At 57.5% G+C, this 13,760-nt stretch carries 23 protein-coding genes; all 23 read right to left on the reverse strand.

Features of this window, described 5'->3' with window-relative positions; genetic code table 11:
- Positions 1–41: 41 nt before the first annotated feature.
- Positions 42–578, reverse strand: coding sequence for a 50S ribosomal protein L6 (rplF, locus tag H2170_07165; GenBank protein MCS6299868.1), 537 nt, complete (start codon positions 576–578; stop codon positions 42–44).
- A 16-nt stretch (positions 579–594) separates the two neighbouring features.
- Positions 595–987 (reverse strand): 30S ribosomal protein S8, encoded by a 393-nt coding sequence (rpsH, locus tag H2170_07170; protein ID MCS6299869.1) that lies wholly within the window; start codon positions 985–987, stop codon positions 595–597.
- 60 nt (positions 988–1,047) lie between these two features.
- Positions 1,048–1,353 carry a 30S ribosomal protein S14 gene (gene rpsN, locus H2170_07175; GenBank protein MCS6299870.1) on the reverse strand — a complete coding sequence of 102 codons (306 nt, stop codon included), beginning with the start codon at positions 1,351–1,353 and terminating at the stop codon, positions 1,048–1,050.
- A 12-nt stretch (positions 1,354–1,365) separates the two neighbouring features.
- Positions 1,366–1,962 carry a 50S ribosomal protein L5 gene (gene rplE, locus H2170_07180; GenBank protein MCS6299871.1) on the reverse strand — a complete coding sequence of 199 codons (597 nt, stop codon included), beginning with the start codon at positions 1,960–1,962 and terminating at the stop codon, positions 1,366–1,368.
- Positions 1,963–2,085: 123 nt separating this feature from the next.
- Positions 2,086–2,352 (reverse strand): 50S ribosomal protein L24, encoded by a 267-nt coding sequence (locus H2170_07185; protein MCS6299872.1) that lies wholly within the window; start codon positions 2,350–2,352, stop codon positions 2,086–2,088.
- A gap of 1 nt (position 2,353) precedes the next feature.
- Positions 2,354–2,719 (reverse strand): 50S ribosomal protein L14, encoded by a 366-nt coding sequence (gene rplN, locus H2170_07190; GenBank protein MCS6299873.1) that lies wholly within the window; start codon positions 2,717–2,719, stop codon positions 2,354–2,356.
- A gap of 30 nt (positions 2,720–2,749) precedes the next feature.
- Positions 2,750–3,082: a 30S ribosomal protein S17 gene (rpsQ, locus tag H2170_07195; protein MCS6299874.1), complete on the reverse strand. Its 333-nt coding sequence runs from the start codon at positions 3,080–3,082 to the stop codon at positions 2,750–2,752.
- 12 nt (positions 3,083–3,094) lie between these two features.
- A complete protein-coding gene (gene rpmC / locus H2170_07200) occupies positions 3,095–3,301 on the reverse strand; it encodes a 50S ribosomal protein L29 (GenBank protein ID MCS6299875.1) in 207 nt (68 codons plus the stop codon).
- Between the two features lie 33 nt (positions 3,302–3,334).
- Positions 3,335–3,757 carry a 50S ribosomal protein L16 gene (gene rplP / locus H2170_07205; GenBank protein ID MCS6299876.1) on the reverse strand — a complete coding sequence of 141 codons (423 nt, stop codon included), beginning with the start codon at positions 3,755–3,757 and terminating at the stop codon, positions 3,335–3,337.
- Positions 3,758–3,799: 42 nt separating this feature from the next.
- Positions 3,800–4,435: a 30S ribosomal protein S3 gene (gene rpsC / locus H2170_07210; GenBank protein MCS6299877.1), complete on the reverse strand. Its 636-nt coding sequence runs from the start codon at positions 4,433–4,435 to the stop codon at positions 3,800–3,802.
- Between the two features lie 9 nt (positions 4,436–4,444).
- The gene (gene rplV, locus H2170_07215; protein MCS6299878.1) at positions 4,445–4,786 is read right to left on the reverse strand and encodes a 50S ribosomal protein L22; all 342 of its coding nucleotides are present in this window, start codon (positions 4,784–4,786) and stop codon (positions 4,445–4,447) included.
- Positions 4,787–4,852: 66 nt separating this feature from the next.
- Positions 4,853–5,188 (reverse strand): hypothetical protein, encoded by a 336-nt coding sequence (locus tag H2170_07220; protein ID MCS6299879.1) that lies wholly within the window; start codon positions 5,186–5,188, stop codon positions 4,853–4,855.
- 17 nt (positions 5,189–5,205) lie between these two features.
- A complete protein-coding gene (rpsS, locus tag H2170_07225; GenBank protein MCS6299880.1) occupies positions 5,206–5,484 on the reverse strand; it encodes a 30S ribosomal protein S19 in 279 nt (92 codons plus the stop codon).
- Positions 5,485–5,502: 18 nt separating this feature from the next.
- Positions 5,503–6,372, reverse strand: a complete 870-nt coding sequence (gene rplB / locus H2170_07230; GenBank protein ID MCS6299881.1) for a 50S ribosomal protein L2 — start codon at positions 6,370–6,372, stop codon at positions 5,503–5,505.
- A gap of 17 nt (positions 6,373–6,389) precedes the next feature.
- Positions 6,390–6,668: a 50S ribosomal protein L23 gene (gene rplW, locus H2170_07235; GenBank protein MCS6299882.1), complete on the reverse strand. Its 279-nt coding sequence runs from the start codon at positions 6,666–6,668 to the stop codon at positions 6,390–6,392.
- Complete coding sequence (gene rplD / locus H2170_07240; GenBank protein ID MCS6299883.1) at positions 6,668–7,303, reverse strand: 50S ribosomal protein L4; 636 nt, start codon at positions 7,301–7,303, stop codon at positions 6,668–6,670. The genes rplW and rplD overlap by 1 nt, the downstream gene beginning before the upstream one ends.
- A 22-nt stretch (positions 7,304–7,325) precedes the next feature.
- Complete coding sequence (gene rplC / locus H2170_07245) at positions 7,326–7,976, reverse strand: 50S ribosomal protein L3 (protein ID MCS6299884.1); 651 nt, start codon at positions 7,974–7,976, stop codon at positions 7,326–7,328.
- A 122-nt stretch (positions 7,977–8,098) separates the two neighbouring features.
- A complete protein-coding gene (gene rpsJ, locus H2170_07250; protein ID MCS6299885.1) occupies positions 8,099–8,407 on the reverse strand; it encodes a 30S ribosomal protein S10 in 309 nt (102 codons plus the stop codon).
- Positions 8,408–8,428: 21 nt separating this feature from the next.
- Positions 8,429–10,612 (reverse strand): elongation factor G, encoded by a 2,184-nt coding sequence (fusA, locus tag H2170_07255; protein MCS6299886.1) that lies wholly within the window; start codon positions 10,610–10,612, stop codon positions 8,429–8,431.
- Positions 10,613–10,633: 21 nt separating this feature from the next.
- Complete coding sequence (gene rpsG, locus H2170_07260; protein ID MCS6299887.1) at positions 10,634–11,107, reverse strand: 30S ribosomal protein S7; 474 nt, start codon at positions 11,105–11,107, stop codon at positions 10,634–10,636.
- Between the two features lie 20 nt (positions 11,108–11,127).
- On the reverse strand, positions 11,128–11,523 hold the full coding sequence (locus H2170_07265) for a 30S ribosomal protein S12 (GenBank protein ID MCS6299888.1): 396 nt from the start codon (positions 11,521–11,523) through the stop codon (positions 11,128–11,130).
- A gap of 299 nt (positions 11,524–11,822) precedes the next feature.
- The gene (gene queG / locus H2170_07270) at positions 11,823–13,019 is read right to left on the reverse strand and encodes a tRNA epoxyqueuosine(34) reductase QueG (protein MCS6299889.1); all 1,197 of its coding nucleotides are present in this window, start codon (positions 13,017–13,019) and stop codon (positions 11,823–11,825) included.
- Positions 13,009–13,575, reverse strand: coding sequence for a shikimate kinase (locus H2170_07275; GenBank protein MCS6299890.1), 567 nt, complete (start codon positions 13,573–13,575; stop codon positions 13,009–13,011). The genes queG and H2170_07275 overlap by 11 nt, the downstream gene beginning before the upstream one ends.
- Between the last annotated feature and the right edge of the window lie 185 nt (positions 13,576–13,760).

Consider the following 13,760-nt stretch of genomic DNA (forward strand, 5'->3'; position numbering starts at 1 on the left):
TTATGCTCGGGAGAGCTAGTAAATTGTTATGATTACAAAGGTTAAGCGACCGTCTTGCCTTCTTTACGGCGGACGCGCTCGCCAACGATACGGACGCCCTTACCCTTGTACGGCTCCGGCGGATAGTAGCTGCGGATGGTCGCAGTCACCATGCCAACAAGCTGCTTGTCAGCGCCCTCAACCTTGACCTTGGTCTGGTCGGCGACGGTGATTTTGATGCCCTCGGGGATGTCGAAAAGAATCGCGTGCGAATAACCGAGCGCGAGGTCAAGTTGCTTGCCCTTGAGGACAGCCTTGAAACCGACGCCCTGAATTTCGAGATCCTTAACGAAGCCTTCGGATACACCCTTGACCATGGCGGCGATCACCGAGCGAACGGTGCCGAACATGGCGCGGGAGAAACGACTCTCGTCGAGGGGCGCAATGGTGACAGTTTTGTCAGCATGCACAATGGAGACAACGGGAGCAAAAGTCTTAGCGACTTTGCCCTTGGGGCCTTCGACCGACACGGTGTGTCCGGTAACGACGACCTTAACCTTGTCAGGAATGATAACTGGAATTTTGCCTACGCGTGACATGTGGGTTTGTTCCAGGTTACCAGACTTTGCAGAGCAATTCGCCGCCAACTTTTTGGCGACGGGCATCTTGGTCCTTCAACAGGCCCTTCGAGGTCGAAAGGATGCTGATGCCGAGACCGTTCAGCACGCGGGGGATCTCCGTGTAGCTGTAGTAGAGGCGGCGACCGGGGGTCGAAACGCGGGAGAGATTTGTGACTGCCGGAGCGTTGTCCACATACTTGAGCTTAACAACCAGGGTCTTGTGACCACGGTCATCAGTCGAAAGGGAAACGCCGGAGACAAAGCCTTCGGATTTAAGGATAGCGGCTAGGCTTTCCTTGAGGTTGGAGTGCGGCGATACGCACTCGGCGAGACCAGCTTTATACGCATTGCGTAGGCGGGTCAGGAAGTCGCTGACGGGATCTGTCATGGTGGATGTTGTTTTAGTAGAGCTCGCGGGTCATATCCGACCCCCGTGGCCCTGAAATTGTTACCAAGAGGACTTGGTCACGCCCGGGATCTTGCCGTTCAGAGCAAGCTCGCGGAAGGTGATACGCGAAACGCCGAACTTGCGAATGAAGGCGCGAGGGCGACCGCTCATGGAGCAACGGTTACGAATGCGATTCTTCGCGGAGTTACGGGGGAGTTTCTGAAGCTTTTTCTGTGCGGCGAAAAACTCTTCGTCGTTCGTGACAGGATTAGCGAGGATGGCTTTGAGCTCGGCGCGTTGAACGGCGAACTTAGCGACGAGAGCCTTGCGCTTCTCGTTTTTGTTGATGGCGGATGTCTTCGGCATAACGAAAAAGGATTAGGCTGCGTTGTTCTTGGCGGCGGCCGCGTCGGCGGCGACCTGCTGCTCGGTGCGACGGAAGGGCATGCCGAGGAGCTTGAGGAGTTCGCGGCCTTCGTCATCCGTGGATGCGGTGGTCACGATGGTGATATCAAGACCCATGGCCTTCTTCACATTCTCAACGGTGATTTCCGGGAAAATGGTGAAGTCGGCGACGCCGAGATTGTAGTTGCCCTGACCGTCGAGCTTGGAGCCGACGCCGCGGAAGTCGCGGATAGTAGGAAGTGCTACCGCGAGAAGGCGATAGAGGAAATCCCACATGCGCTCACCACGGAGGGTGACGTGCGCACCGACGACCTGACCCTCGCGCAGCTTGAAGTTCGAGATAGCCTTCTTGGACTTCGACAGAACTGGTTTTTGACCAGCAATGAGGGCAAGATCGCGCTGAATGTCGGCGATCTGGTTTTTGTCGGCTTCTGCATCAATACCCGTGTTGATGGAGATCTTTACGATCTTCGGCAACTGGTGGGTGTTTTTGTAGCCGCGGCTTTTGACCAAGGCAGGGACAACCTGCTCGGTGTAGTGTTTTTTAAGGAAAGGAGTGTTATTGCTCATTATGGTAAGAGCCACCGGATTACCGACCCGGATGGCAATTAGAGAGTGTGTAGAGGCGGAAAAGGGTCGAAGTTACATGAAGTAGCTTCGACCCTGGCAAGCCCTAATTTAATTATTTAGAGATTAGGCCTTGGCGGCGCGTTTTTTGGACGCGTCGAACACGGCTTTCTTCTGCAGATTGGAAACGTGGACCGAACCCTCGCGCTCAACAATAGCGCCGGCGGGGTTGGCCTCGGACTTCTTCATGTGGCGCTTGAGCATCGCGACGCCTTCAACGCGAACGCGATCCTTAGCGGGAAGGATCTCGATGACTTTGCCCGATTTACCTTTTTGGGAACCGGCGATAACGACGACATCGTCGCCGCGTTTTACGTGATATTTAACGGACATGTTAGAGGACCTCCGGAGCGAGCGAGATGATCTTCATGAAGTTTTTCGCACGCAGTTCGCGAGCGACAGGGCCGAAGATACGGGTGCCCTTGGGATTGCCATCCGCAGTGAGGATGACGACGGCGTTGCTGTCGAAACGCAGGTAGCTACCATCGGCGCGGCGAACCGGAGCCTTGGTGCGGATGATGACGGCCTTGTGAACCTCACCCTTTTTCACGGAAGCATCGGTGGAGCTTTCCTTGATGTGGAGGGTGACGACATCACCGACGCCAGCGGTGGTGGTGTTCTGACCTTTTTTGCTGATATACATCGCGCGACGAGCGCCTGTGTTATCAGCGACTTCTACCCATGAACGGAGTTGTAGCATGACGGGTGTCTTTGTTAAATGTTATGGGAATTAAGCCTTGGTCGTCTTGGTGGGGACGAGATCGGCAACATCATTTTCGCTGATCGCAGCGCCATCGGCGGCAACGGCAGCTTGAATGATTTTGACGATGCGCCAGCGCTTGAGGCGGCTCAGCGGACGAGTCTCCATGATCTCGACCTTGTCACCGACCTTGGTCTCGTTCTTCTCGTCGTGCACGTGCACAACGGTTTTACGATTGATGGTCTTCTGGTAACGCGGATGCGGGATCTTGTAGGGAACGGTAACCTTGATGGACTTGTCGCCAGAGCGGCTGGTGACGAAACCGGTGAGGTCCTTGCGAGAATTGCGGGTCGTGGTGGACATGTGGATATACGATTAGGCGGCGGCCTTCTTATTCTTGGCGGTGCGCGCAGTCTCGAGACGGGCGATATCCTTACGCAGGATACGCAGCTCGTGGGTCTTCTCGACCTGGCCGGTCTGCTTGCGCAGGCGGAGGTGAAGAAGCTTTTCGCGGTTTTCGGTCAGCTTGGCGTCGAGCTCAGCGGAGGCTAGCTCGTTAATGGGATTGATCTTCTTGCTCATGGCGATTTTTTCCAGCGGGTAGCCGGAGTTTGGTTAGGCGGCGGTGCCTTCGCGCACAATGAAGCGGCAACGGAAGGGCAGTTTGGCGTCGGCAAGGCGGAAAGCCTCTTTTGCGACGGTCACGGTGACACCACCGAGTTCGAACAGGACTGCACCTGGCTTGATCTGGGCGACATAATATTCGACCGGACCTTTACCAGAGCCCATGCGCGTTTCGGCAGGTTTCTTAGTGATTGGCTTGTGGGGGAAAACGCGAATCCAGAGTTTACCCTTGCGCTTTAGATGGCGCGAAATGGTGACTCGGGCGGCCTCAATCTGTTGGCCGGTCATAGGACCACGGCTGAGGGATTGGAGACCGAATTCGCCGAAGGAAATCGTGTTACCACGCTTGGCGTTACCCTTACGGGAACCCTTTTGTGACTTACGATATTTGGTGCGTGCTGGAGCGAGAGCCATGATGGTTTCTCTTTAGTTAAATGGTTAGGACGGGCGACGGGTTTAGAGCGTCGTGTCAGCTTCCTTTTTGCAGATCCAGCATTTGACGCCGATCTTGCCGTAAACGGTCTTCGCTTCAGCGAACCCGTAGTCGATGTTTTCGCGGAGCGTGTGGAGAGGAACACGACCCTTGCGCTGCCATTCGCGACGAGCGATGTCGGCACCACCGAGACGACCGGAAGATTGAATACGAATGCCCTCGGCACCGAGCGCCATGGCCAACTCAACGGCCTTTTTCATGGCGCGGCGGAAAGCGATGCGGCGTTCGAGCTGCAAGCATACGTTTTCGGCAACAAGCTGAGCTTCGATCTCGGGCTTCTTGACCTCTTGGATGTCAAGGAGGACGTCCTTGCCGGTGAGCTTTGCGAGCTCGGCCTTGATGTTCTCGATCTCGGCGCCCTTGCGGCCGATCACCAGACCCGGACGGGCGGTGTAGATCTTGACGCGAACGCGGTTGGACGCGCGCTCGATGAAGATACGGGGAACAGAAGCCTGCTTGAGCTTCTCCATGAGTTTCTCACGGATGATTTGATCTTCGAAGAGGAGCTTAGCGAAGTCCTTCTTGGAAGCATACCAGCGGGATTGCCAGTTGCGGCGAACGGCTAGACGGAAGCCGATTGGATTGGTCTTTTGGCCCATGGTGGTAAATTAGTTGGAGTTACCGTCGGAGAGGACGATGAGGATGTGGGACATCTTCTTACGGCGGGGCATCGCGGTACCGCGGGCACCGGCCTTGAAGCGCTTCAAGACGGGTCCGTTTTCAACCAACGCGCTCTTCACGAACAGATTGTCGGAGGAGAGGTTGTTGTTGTTTTCGGCGTTAGCGATGGCGCTCTTGAGCGTCTTCACGATCAGGCGGGCGGACTTACGCGGGATGAGCGTAAGGAGATCGACGGCATCGTTGGCTTTGCGACCTTGGATGGTACGAACGACTTCGCGCACCTTTTTAGGGGACATGCGCGCGTAGCGAGTGAGGGCTTGGACTTCCATTTGATTAAGATTCCCTTTTGGGGCGACAGCAGGACCGAAGTCCCCTGCCCTTTTTGTAGTTATTGATTATACCTTGAGAGTTTTTACGTTGGCAGTGTCTCCGGACCGGATCGTTTGACCCGGGAGTAAGTGGATAATGATAGCGGCACTGGCGCGGGGGCGAAGTTCGACGAGTACGACCTCGGCTATTTTCACTCCTGAACGCATGATGCTGAATACCATCCCTTGACGAAGGCCGGTTTCGAAGCCGGCGCCGAGGAGAACGACATCCGCGATGCGGGTCGGCTCTACGGCCACTACCAAAGCCCCCGAGATCGTGCGGAACGCCTGGAGTTGTTCTGCTTTGCAGTTCACCGAAGTGAAAAACAAAGCAGCCAAAACGATGGCGATCCGCAGGATCACGAGGGCGGTTTAGCGTATTAGATTTCCTTGCGGGTCATGCCACCGTGGCCCTTGAACACGCGGGTGAGCGCGAATTCGCCGAGCTTGTGACCGACCATGTTCTCGGTGACGTGAACCGAGATGAAGGCTTTGCCGTTATGAACGCTGAACGTGTGGCCGATGAAATCGGGCGTAATCGTCGAGCGGCGGGACCAGGTTTGGATGGGTTTCTTGGAACCACCGGCCTTGATGGCCTTCTCGATTTTCTCGAGCAGGTGGTAATCGACAAAGAAACCTTTTTTGATGGAGCGTGCCATATTGGTAAGGTGTAGAAATTACTTCTTTCCGCGGGGCTTGCGACCGTTATGGCGAACAAGGATCTGGGAGCTGGAAGGCTTGGAGCGTTTGCGCGTCGGGAAACCCTTGGCGAGCTGACCCCAAGGAGAAACGAGGTGTTGGCGACCGCCACCACCCTTGGATTTACCCTGACCACCACCGTTGGGGTGATCGACCGGGTTCATCGCCACACCGCGCTGGCGGGGGCGTTTGCCAAGCCAACGATTACGACCGGCTTTACCGAGCGAAGCGTTGATCTGGTCGGCGTTACCGACCTCACCAATGGTGGCGCGGCAGTTGGCGTTGACCAAACGAACTTCGCCAGAGGGAAGCTTGATTTGGGCAAAACCGTTCTCGACGTTGACCAACTCAATGGAGGTACCAGCGGTACGGCCGAGTTGCGCCCCGCGACCGGGAACGAGCTCGACGTTGTGCAGCTTGGTGGACGGAGGGATGATCGAGAGCGGGAAATTGTTACCCACGTTGAAATCATTCAACGCAGCCTTGTTCGAGGTGACGATGGTGTCGCCAGCCTTGAGGCCCTTGGGGGCAAGGATGTAACGCTTTTCGCCGCTCGAATAAGCGATGAGAGCGATGTGGGCAGTACGATTCGGATCATACTCGATGGCCTGCACGCGGGCGGGCATGTCGAGGATGTCGCGCATGAAATCGATGATGCGGTAAAGCTTCTTATGGCCACCGCCGCGACGACGGCAGGTGATGCGACCATAGACGTTACGACCACCGCTCTTAGGCTTGGGCTCGGTGAGCTTGGCCTCGGGGCGTTTTTTGGAAAGACCCTCAGGCTTGTTCAGCTGCGTGAAGCGCTGGGAAGGCGTGAGGGGACGACGTACAGGAGTGAGAGGCATGGTGTGTGTTCTCCAGATTAGACGAGCTCGATCTTGTCGCCGGCCTTAAGAGTCACGACGGCCTTCTTGTAGTTAGAAGTCATGCTCGGGCGGCCTTGACGGCTCTTTTTGTTTTTACCGCGGATGACGGCGGTGTTGACGCGGGTAACCGTGACCTTGAAGGCTTTTTCAACGGCTACGGCGATCTGGTGCTTGTTGCTGGTGATCGCTACTTCGAAGGTGTACTGGCCAAGCTCGGAAGAGAGCTTGTTGGACTTCTCGGTGAGACGGACGAGTTTCAGGACGTTAGGGATCATTAGTTCTTACCTCCGTTGACGCGGGCGATGATAGCCTCCAGAGCGGTGGTGCTGACGATGATCTTCTTGTATTGCGCGAGATCGAGCGTGTTGAGCGTGCAGGCTTCCTGGAGCGAGATACGCTGAAGGTTGCAGGCGGCGCGGGCCGTGTCGGCGGTGAACTCGGAGTCCACGATGAGGATCTTGCCTACGGGAGCGATGCGGGCGATGACCGCGTCCAAGACCTGGGTCTTAACGGGGGCAACTTCCCAACGCTCGATGACGTCAACTTCACCAGCGGAAAGACGATCGAACAGCGCGCGGCTGAAAGCGAGGGCCTTGACCTTGGAGTTGATCTTCTTGGAGTAGTCGCGGGGCTTGGGCCCGAAGACAACGCCACCGCCGACCCAGATCGGGGAGCGGGTGGAACCGGCGCGAGCGCGACCGGTGCCCTTTTGGCGCCAGGGCTTTTTGCCGCCGCCGGACACTTCGCCACGGGTTTTCGTGGAGTGGGTGCCGAGACGGTTGTTGGCATTGATCGCGACGATCACTTCCTTGACGGCTTGGAGGCCTTTGTCGCCTTCGAATACGGGGATACCGGCGAAATCTTGTTCGCGGGAGGTCTTACCGTCAGAGCTGAAAACTTTGAGTTTCATGTGCAGTTATTCTCCTTAAGGGTTAGGCTTTCTTGGGCTGACCCTTGATGGCGGTGCGAACGATGACGTCGTCACCATTGGCGCCAGGGATGGCACCTTTGACCAAGATAAGGTTCTTCTCGGGAAGAACTTTAACGATCAAAAGGTTCTGAAGGGTGCGCTGGAGCTGGCCCATGTGGCCAGGCATCGCTTGGTTCTTCCAAACGCGGCCAGGAGTCTGGCGCATACCGATCGAACCGATACGGCGATGGAACATGGAACCGTGCGTGGCCGGACCGCCACCAACACGGAAACGCTTCACAACGCCCTGGAAGCCTTTGCCCTTGGTGACGCCAGTGACGTCAACAAGCTGGCCTTCAGTGAAAGTGGAGACGGTGATCACATCACCGACTTTGTTGGTCGAAGGCGCATCGAGGCGAACTTCGCTAAGAACGCGCGGAGCGTCTTCAAGACCAGCCTTGGCGGCGTGGTTCTTTTCGGCCTTGGAGGCGTTCTTGGATTTCTGCTTGGAGAAACCGATCTGGACGGCGTTGTAACCGTCGACCTGAATCGTCTTGATTTGGACGACCGGGCATGGGCCGGCTTCGACCACGGTGACGGGGACTAAGACGTTTTGTGCGTCGTAGACCTGCGTCATCCCGATTTTTTTACCGAGTAGGGTGCTGATTGACATGGCTAAGTGGTAGGTGGAAAGTTTTCCGTTTAACGGCCTACATTAGAGAAGCCCAGCGGTGCACGGGGTGCACATGGGACGCTGCTAAAATGTAAATTACGTGTTCTGGGTCGGTCGATAACTCACACCGTGATGGTGATGTCAACGCCGGAAGGAAGATTTAATTTCTTGAGCTCGTCGACCGTCTGGGCGGTGGGCTCAATGATGTCGATAAGACGCTTGTGGGTCCGCGTTTCGAACTGCTCCATCGACTTTTTGTCGACGTGCGGCGAACGGTTAACCGTCAGCTTTTCGATGCGCGTGGGCAACGGGATGGGCCCGGAGACACGAGCGCCGGAGCGCTTGGCTGTTTCTACGATTTCGGATGCGGACTGGTCGATTACGCGATAGTCGTAGCCCCGAAGTTTGATGCGAATGCGTTGGCCTTTCATGGCGGTAAAAAGAACGAAGGGTTAGGTGCGAGCGGGAGCCTTGGTGGAAGACTCGACGATCTTGGTGAGGAGCGAGTTCGGAACCTGCTCGAAATGGGAAGGAGTGATGGATGCGCTGGCGCGGCCCTTGGAAAGGGAACGGATGTCCGTGACGTAGCCGAACAGCATCTCGAGCGGAACGTTCGAGTTGATGATGCAAGCCGCGTTCTTGGACTCCATGCCGTTGATACGACCACGACGACGATTGATGTCGCCGATCAAGTCGCCTTGATACTCTTCAGGGGTCGTCACTTCGACGCCCATGATGGGTTCAAGCAAGATGGGCTTAGCGGCCTTCATCGCATCCTTGAACGCGAAGATACCAGCCATCTTGAACGCCATTTCCGAGGAGTCGACGTCATGGAATGAACCGTCGACAATGCGGATAATGACATCGACCACGGGATAACCAGCGACGACGCCATTGTTGGCGGCCTCGATGATACCTTCCGTGGAAGGTTTGATGAACTCCTTGGGAATCGAGCCACCAACGGTTTCGTTGAAGACTTCGACGCCCTTACCCTTTTCGTTGGCTTCCATCTTAATCACGACGTGGCCATATTGGCCCTTACCGCCGGACTGACGGATGAACTTACCTTCGCCATCAGCACTTGCGGTGATGGTCTCGCGGTAAGCGATCTGCGGTTTGCCCGAGGTGGCCTCAACCTTGAACTCGCGCTTCATGCGATCGAGGATGATTTCGAGGTGAAGCTCGCCCATGCCGGCGAGAATCGTTTGGCCGGTATCGACGTCGGTCTTAACGCGGAGGGTCGGATCTTCAGCAACCAAGCGCTGGAGCGCGGTGCCGAGTTTCTCCTGGTCAGCCTTCGAGTTCGGCTCGATGGACATCGCGATCACCGGCTCAGGGAAGGACGGCGGCTCGAGGCGAACGTCGTAGTCCTCATTGCACAGCGTGTCGCCGGTGATGACTTCCTTGACGCCAACCAACGCGCAGATGTCGCCTGAGTAGGCGGTTTCGATTTCTTCGCGGTCCATGGCGCGCATGAGCACGAGGCGGGAAACGCGCTCCGAACGGCGGGTGCGGGGATTGTAAAGGGATGTGCCCTTTTGCAGGGTGCCGGTGTAGACGCGGTAGAAAACCAGTTTGCCGACGAACGGGTCGGTCCAGAGCTTGAAGGCAAGACCGGCAAGCAAGGAGCTGTCGTTAACGGTGACGGAAACCTCTTCGCCGTCGAGGTTCTGACCCTTCATCGGGGGAACGTCGAGCGGGCAAGGCAGGAAGTTAACGACGCAGTCAAGCAGGCGCTGAACGCCCTTTTTCTTGAAGGCAGAACCGGGGATCACGCCGGTGAACTTCATCGACACGGTGGCCTTGCGGACAGCGAGCAACAAAGCGTCAGCGGTGATCTCTACGCCATTGAGATAGTTATCTGCGAGAACATCATCGAAGTCGGACGCGGCTTCGATCAGCTTCTCGCGGTATTCCTTGGCCTGAGCGGCGTACTCAGCGGGAATCGGGTGGATCTTCGGATCGAGATCCATGTTCGCGGGATCCTCGAAGTAGTAAGCGAGGTTCTGCACGAGGTCGATGACGCCCGTGAAGTTTTCTTCCTTACCGATCGGAATGAAGAGGGCGTGGGCATTTGCGCCCAGCTTCTCACGCATTTCGGAAATGGCGCGGAAGAAGTCGGCACCGACGCGGTCCATCTTATTGATGAAGGCAACGCGAGGAACTCCGTACTTGTTGGCCTGACGCCAGACCGTCTCGGATTGGGGCTGCACGCCGGCAACGGCGCAAAACACCGAAACCGCACCGTCGAGAACGCGCATCGAACGCTCAACCTCAGCCGTGAAGTCCACGTGGCCGGGGGTGTCGATGATGTTAACGCGCTGCTTGATTCCCTTCCATGGACCGCACGAGGCGTTCCAGGCGCAGGAAATGGCGGCGGCGGTGATCGTGATACCACGCTCACGCTCCTGCTCCATCCAATCGGTCACCGCAGTGCCTTCGTGCACTTCGCCCATCTTATGCACGCTGCCCGAGTAGAACAGAATGCGTTCGCTGGTGGTGGTCTTGCCGGCGTCAATGTGCGCGACAATACCGATGTTACGAGTCCACTCGAGAGGGAAGGGACGGTTCTTGGAGTTAACCGGAGAAACCTTCGACTTGTCGGTGACGATAGAAATGACGGGAGCTTCAGACATGGGTGGTAATGAACTGACGGATTACCAACGGAGGTGGGCGAAGGCGCGATTGGCCTGGGCCATCTTGTGGGTGTCTTCCTTCTTCTTAACAACCGAACCGGTGTTGTTGTAGGCGTCGACAATCTCGGAGGCCAGAGCGTCCTTCATGGGAACACCCTTGCGGCCGGATGCGGCGGTGACGATCCAGCGGAGCGCGAGACTCTCTTGGCGCTCGTAGGAGATTTCCACGGGAACCTGGTAGGTGGCGCCACCAACGCGGCGGCTCTTGACCTCGAGACGAGGACGGGCGTTTTCCAACGCGCCGATCATCAAATCAACGGGATCACCCTTTTCGAGTTTCTCGGAGACCTTCTCAAACGCACCGTAGACGATGCGCTCAGCGGTGTTCTTCTTGCCGTCTTCCATGACGACATTGACGAGATGGGCAACCAGCGTGCTGTTATAACGGATGTCCGGAGCGGCTTGGCGCTTATCGGCTTTGTGACGGCGTGACATGGATATGGTTCTCGGTTAAATTACTTCTTGGGAGCGGCCTTGGCGGCCTTCGGGCGCTTAACACCGTACTTCGAACGGCTGCGGCGGCGTTTTTCAACACCGGTGGCGTCGAGGGTACCACGGACGATGTGGTAACGAACACCAGGCAAGTCCTTCACGCGGCCACCGCGCACGAGCACAATGGAGTGCTCCTGGAGGTTGTGGCCCTCGTCAGGAATATAGGAGATCACTTCGCTACCATTCGTCAGGCGAACCTTGGCGACTTTACGGATAGCGGAGTTCGGCTTCTTAGGGGTGCGGGTCATGACCTGCACGCACACGCCGCGACGGAAGGGGTTGCCTGAGAGCGCGGGGGACTTGGATTTCGCACGAATTTGGCGACGTCCCTTGCGTACGAGTTGGTTGATGGTGGGCATATCGAAGTATGGCTATGAAATGAGAAAAGAGGCGGAAGCTACCAAACCCGAGGTCACCGGCAAGAAGATTTTGGATAAATTGTTGACTCCCCCAAAAATCGCCTCCCGTCCGCCTTCTTTACCCTCCCTTAACCCGCTCCATTGCAAGCTATCTAAGCCCAAATCACCCTGCATTTGATTCCCCTCAGTCACCTATGCTGTTAGCACTGATTTTCGTCCGGTAACCACGGTTTGCAGGTGCATATTAAAACTCCGCGCCTTCGATTTCTCGCCTTTGGCCGAAAAGATCTCCTCCGCGCTTAAACCGCCCCGCTGTATTCCGCCAAAACCGAAACATCCGCCTCCACCGCCTGAAACTCGCGCAACCGCTCGACTCCGCCCATCCTCCGCACCGCCCACACGGCATGGGCCCGCACCACGGGCGACGTGTGACCCGCCAACGCCACCAGCGATTCCAGGCAATCCAACGCACCGGTATTCGCTGCCACAATACAGGCGTTGCGCAACAGACCGGCCAGCTTCACCCGCTTGATGGCCGTGCCCTTGAACACCGCTGCAAATCGCTCCGGCGTCAGCTCCAGAACCTCGTGCAGCGGCATGTCCGCCAGCCCGTAACGCGCCGCCAGCAACACCTGCCGGCCTGCCTGCGCAAAGCGGTTCCACGGGCACACCTCCAGGCAGGTGTCGCAGCCGTAAATTCGCTGCCCAATCCCCACTCGCAGTTCGCGCGGGATAATCCCTTTGTTTTCAATGGTCTGGTACGACACGCAGCGCCTCGCATCAACCACACCAGGCGCGGGCAATGCCTGCGTCGGACACGCGTCCATGCAGCGCGTGCACTTGCCGCACAATAATCCCGGCTCCAGCTCCCGCCCGGCCGCCTCTTTTCTCACCGGCTCGTCGGGCTCGAATTCCAGCGTGGTCAGGACTGCGGCGAGGAACAACCAGTTGCCGTGTCGACGCGAGATCAGCATGCCGTTTTTGCCGATAAATCCTAAGCCTGATTTGGCCGCCCAACCGCGCTCAATCACCGGTCCCGTATCCACATAATAACGATAATCCGCCGCCGTCACTGCGCCGAGTTCCTCTAGCACTTTTCCCGCGTCCACCAGCGCCGCTTTGATCGTATCGTGGTAATCATCGTAGAGCGCATAGCGCGCCCAGGCGGGCCGCACCCGTGAGCTTCCGCCCTCTGCATCGTCCCCCACCCGCTCCGCACCGCCCTTCGGAGCATCGCCCCCCCCCACCTGAACCGCACTAGTCGGCGGCAGGTAATTCACCCCGAGCATGATCACCGAGCGTGCCCCTGGCTGCACCAGAGTCGGGTCACTGCGCTTAGGCACACTGCGCTCCATCCAGTTCATTTCCGCATGGTAACCGGCCGCGATCCAATCACTCAGGCGCGGCCCGAAACCGCTCTCCACGCGGGCAAATCGCACCTCATCGAAACCCAGCGCGTGCAAACGCGCGCGCACTGCCTCGCGCTCAACCGCCATGCGCTTTTTTCCGGTTCATTTCCCGCGAAAACTCCACGGCCTCTCGCCGGTACGCGCGCAGCACGTGTTGCATGATGTCGAGCATCGGCCGCCCGTCGGTCAGGATCACCGTGCCCGCCTTGCTATAAATAGGTTCGCGCGCCGCGTACAGTGTGCGGATGCGCTCCATGGGGTCGGCCACGTCGAGCAGCGGCCGGTTGCGATTTCCCTGCGTGCGTCGCATCACGGTTTCCATCGAGGCATGCAGGCAAACCACCACGCCTCGCTCGCGCAGCGCCTCCGCCATGCCCGGCTGCACCACCAAGCCACCTCCGCAGGCCACCACGGCGCGGGTTGCCGCATGCCCGCCAAAAACAAAGTCGTACTCCATCTTCCGAAACGCCGCCTCACCGTCCTCCTCAAAAATCTGGGGTATCGACCTGCGCTGAATGCGCTCGATTTCGTGGTCGCTGTCGAGCAACGCGAATCCCAGCCGGTGCGACACGATCCGCCCGATGGTGGTCTTGCCGGTTCCCATGAACCCGACCAGATAGAGATTAACTTCGCTAGGTGACATTGCTCGTTATTCACCCAACTCGTACTGAGGCTACTTGCCAAACCCGAAAAAGATTATCCGCACCGCACCCTTAATCTTGCCCCGTTAAAAGCGCCAAACGCAGCGAACGCCCCTCGCTTTGGCCCACGCCGCCAGCAAGCTCGCGGAAAATCCCGCACTTCGGCCCGCTAATTGCTTAGTGCAAC

Source organism: Opitutus sp. (genome assembly GCA_024998815.1).
GTDB lineage: Bacteria > Verrucomicrobiota > Verrucomicrobiia > Opitutales > Opitutaceae > Rariglobus.

Excerpts from the sequence above, each read along its gene's own strand:
- rplF (MCS6299868.1), bottom strand. The coding sequence starts at position 578 with ATGTCACGCGTAGGCAAAATTCCAGTTATCATTCCTGACAAGGTTAAG.
- rpsH (MCS6299869.1), bottom strand. The coding sequence starts at position 987 with ATGACAGATCCCGTCAGCGACTTCCTGACCCGCCTACGCAATGCGTAT.
- rpsN (MCS6299870.1), bottom strand. The coding sequence starts at position 1,353 with ATGCCGAAGACATCCGCCATCAACAAAAACGAGAAGCGCAAGGCTCTC.
- rplE (MCS6299871.1), bottom strand. The coding sequence starts at position 1,962 with ATGAGCAATAACACTCCTTTCCTTAAAAAACACTACACCGAGCAGGTT.
- H2170_07185 (MCS6299872.1), bottom strand. The coding sequence starts at position 2,352 with ATGTCCGTTAAATATCACGTAAAACGCGGCGACGATGTCGTCGTTATC.
- rplN (MCS6299873.1), bottom strand. The coding sequence starts at position 2,719 with ATGCTACAACTCCGTTCATGGGTAGAAGTCGCTGATAACACAGGCGCT.
- rpsQ (MCS6299874.1), bottom strand. The coding sequence starts at position 3,082 with ATGTCCACCACGACCCGCAATTCTCGCAAGGACCTCACCGGTTTCGTC.
- rpmC (MCS6299875.1), bottom strand. The coding sequence starts at position 3,301 with ATGAGCAAGAAGATCAATCCCATTAACGAGCTAGCCTCCGCTGAGCTC.
- rplP (MCS6299876.1), bottom strand. The coding sequence starts at position 3,757 with ATGGCTCTCGCTCCAGCACGCACCAAATATCGTAAGTCACAAAAGGGT.
- rpsC (MCS6299877.1), bottom strand. The coding sequence starts at position 4,435 with ATGGGCCAAAAGACCAATCCAATCGGCTTCCGTCTAGCCGTTCGCCGC.
- rplV (MCS6299878.1), bottom strand. The coding sequence starts at position 4,786 with ATGGAAGTCCAAGCCCTCACTCGCTACGCGCGCATGTCCCCTAAAAAG.
- rpsS (MCS6299880.1), bottom strand. The coding sequence starts at position 5,484 with ATGGCACGCTCCATCAAAAAAGGTTTCTTTGTCGATTACCACCTGCTC.
- rplB (MCS6299881.1), bottom strand. The coding sequence starts at position 6,372 with ATGCCTCTCACTCCTGTACGTCGTCCCCTCACGCCTTCCCAGCGCTTC.
- rplW (MCS6299882.1), bottom strand. The coding sequence starts at position 6,668 with ATGATCCCTAACGTCCTGAAACTCGTCCGTCTCACCGAGAAGTCCAAC.
- rplD (MCS6299883.1), bottom strand. The coding sequence starts at position 7,303 with ATGAAACTCAAAGTTTTCAGCTCTGACGGTAAGACCTCCCGCGAACAA.
- rplC (MCS6299884.1), bottom strand. The coding sequence starts at position 7,976 with ATGTCAATCAGCACCCTACTCGGTAAAAAAATCGGGATGACGCAGGTC.
- rpsJ (MCS6299885.1), bottom strand. The coding sequence starts at position 8,407 with ATGAAAGGCCAACGCATTCGCATCAAACTTCGGGGCTACGACTATCGC.
- fusA (MCS6299886.1), bottom strand. The coding sequence starts at position 10,612 with ATGTCTGAAGCTCCCGTCATTTCTATCGTCACCGACAAGTCGAAGGTT.
- rpsG (MCS6299887.1), bottom strand. The coding sequence starts at position 11,107 with ATGTCACGCCGTCACAAAGCCGATAAGCGCCAAGCCGCTCCGGACATC.
- H2170_07265 (MCS6299888.1), bottom strand. The coding sequence starts at position 11,523 with ATGCCCACCATCAACCAACTCGTACGCAAGGGACGTCGCCAAATTCGT.
- queG (MCS6299889.1), bottom strand. The coding sequence starts at position 13,019 with ATGGCGGTTGAGCGCGAGGCAGTGCGCGCGCGTTTGCACGCGCTGGGT.
- H2170_07275 (MCS6299890.1), bottom strand. The coding sequence starts at position 13,575 with ATGTCACCTAGCGAAGTTAATCTCTATCTGGTCGGGTTCATGGGAACC.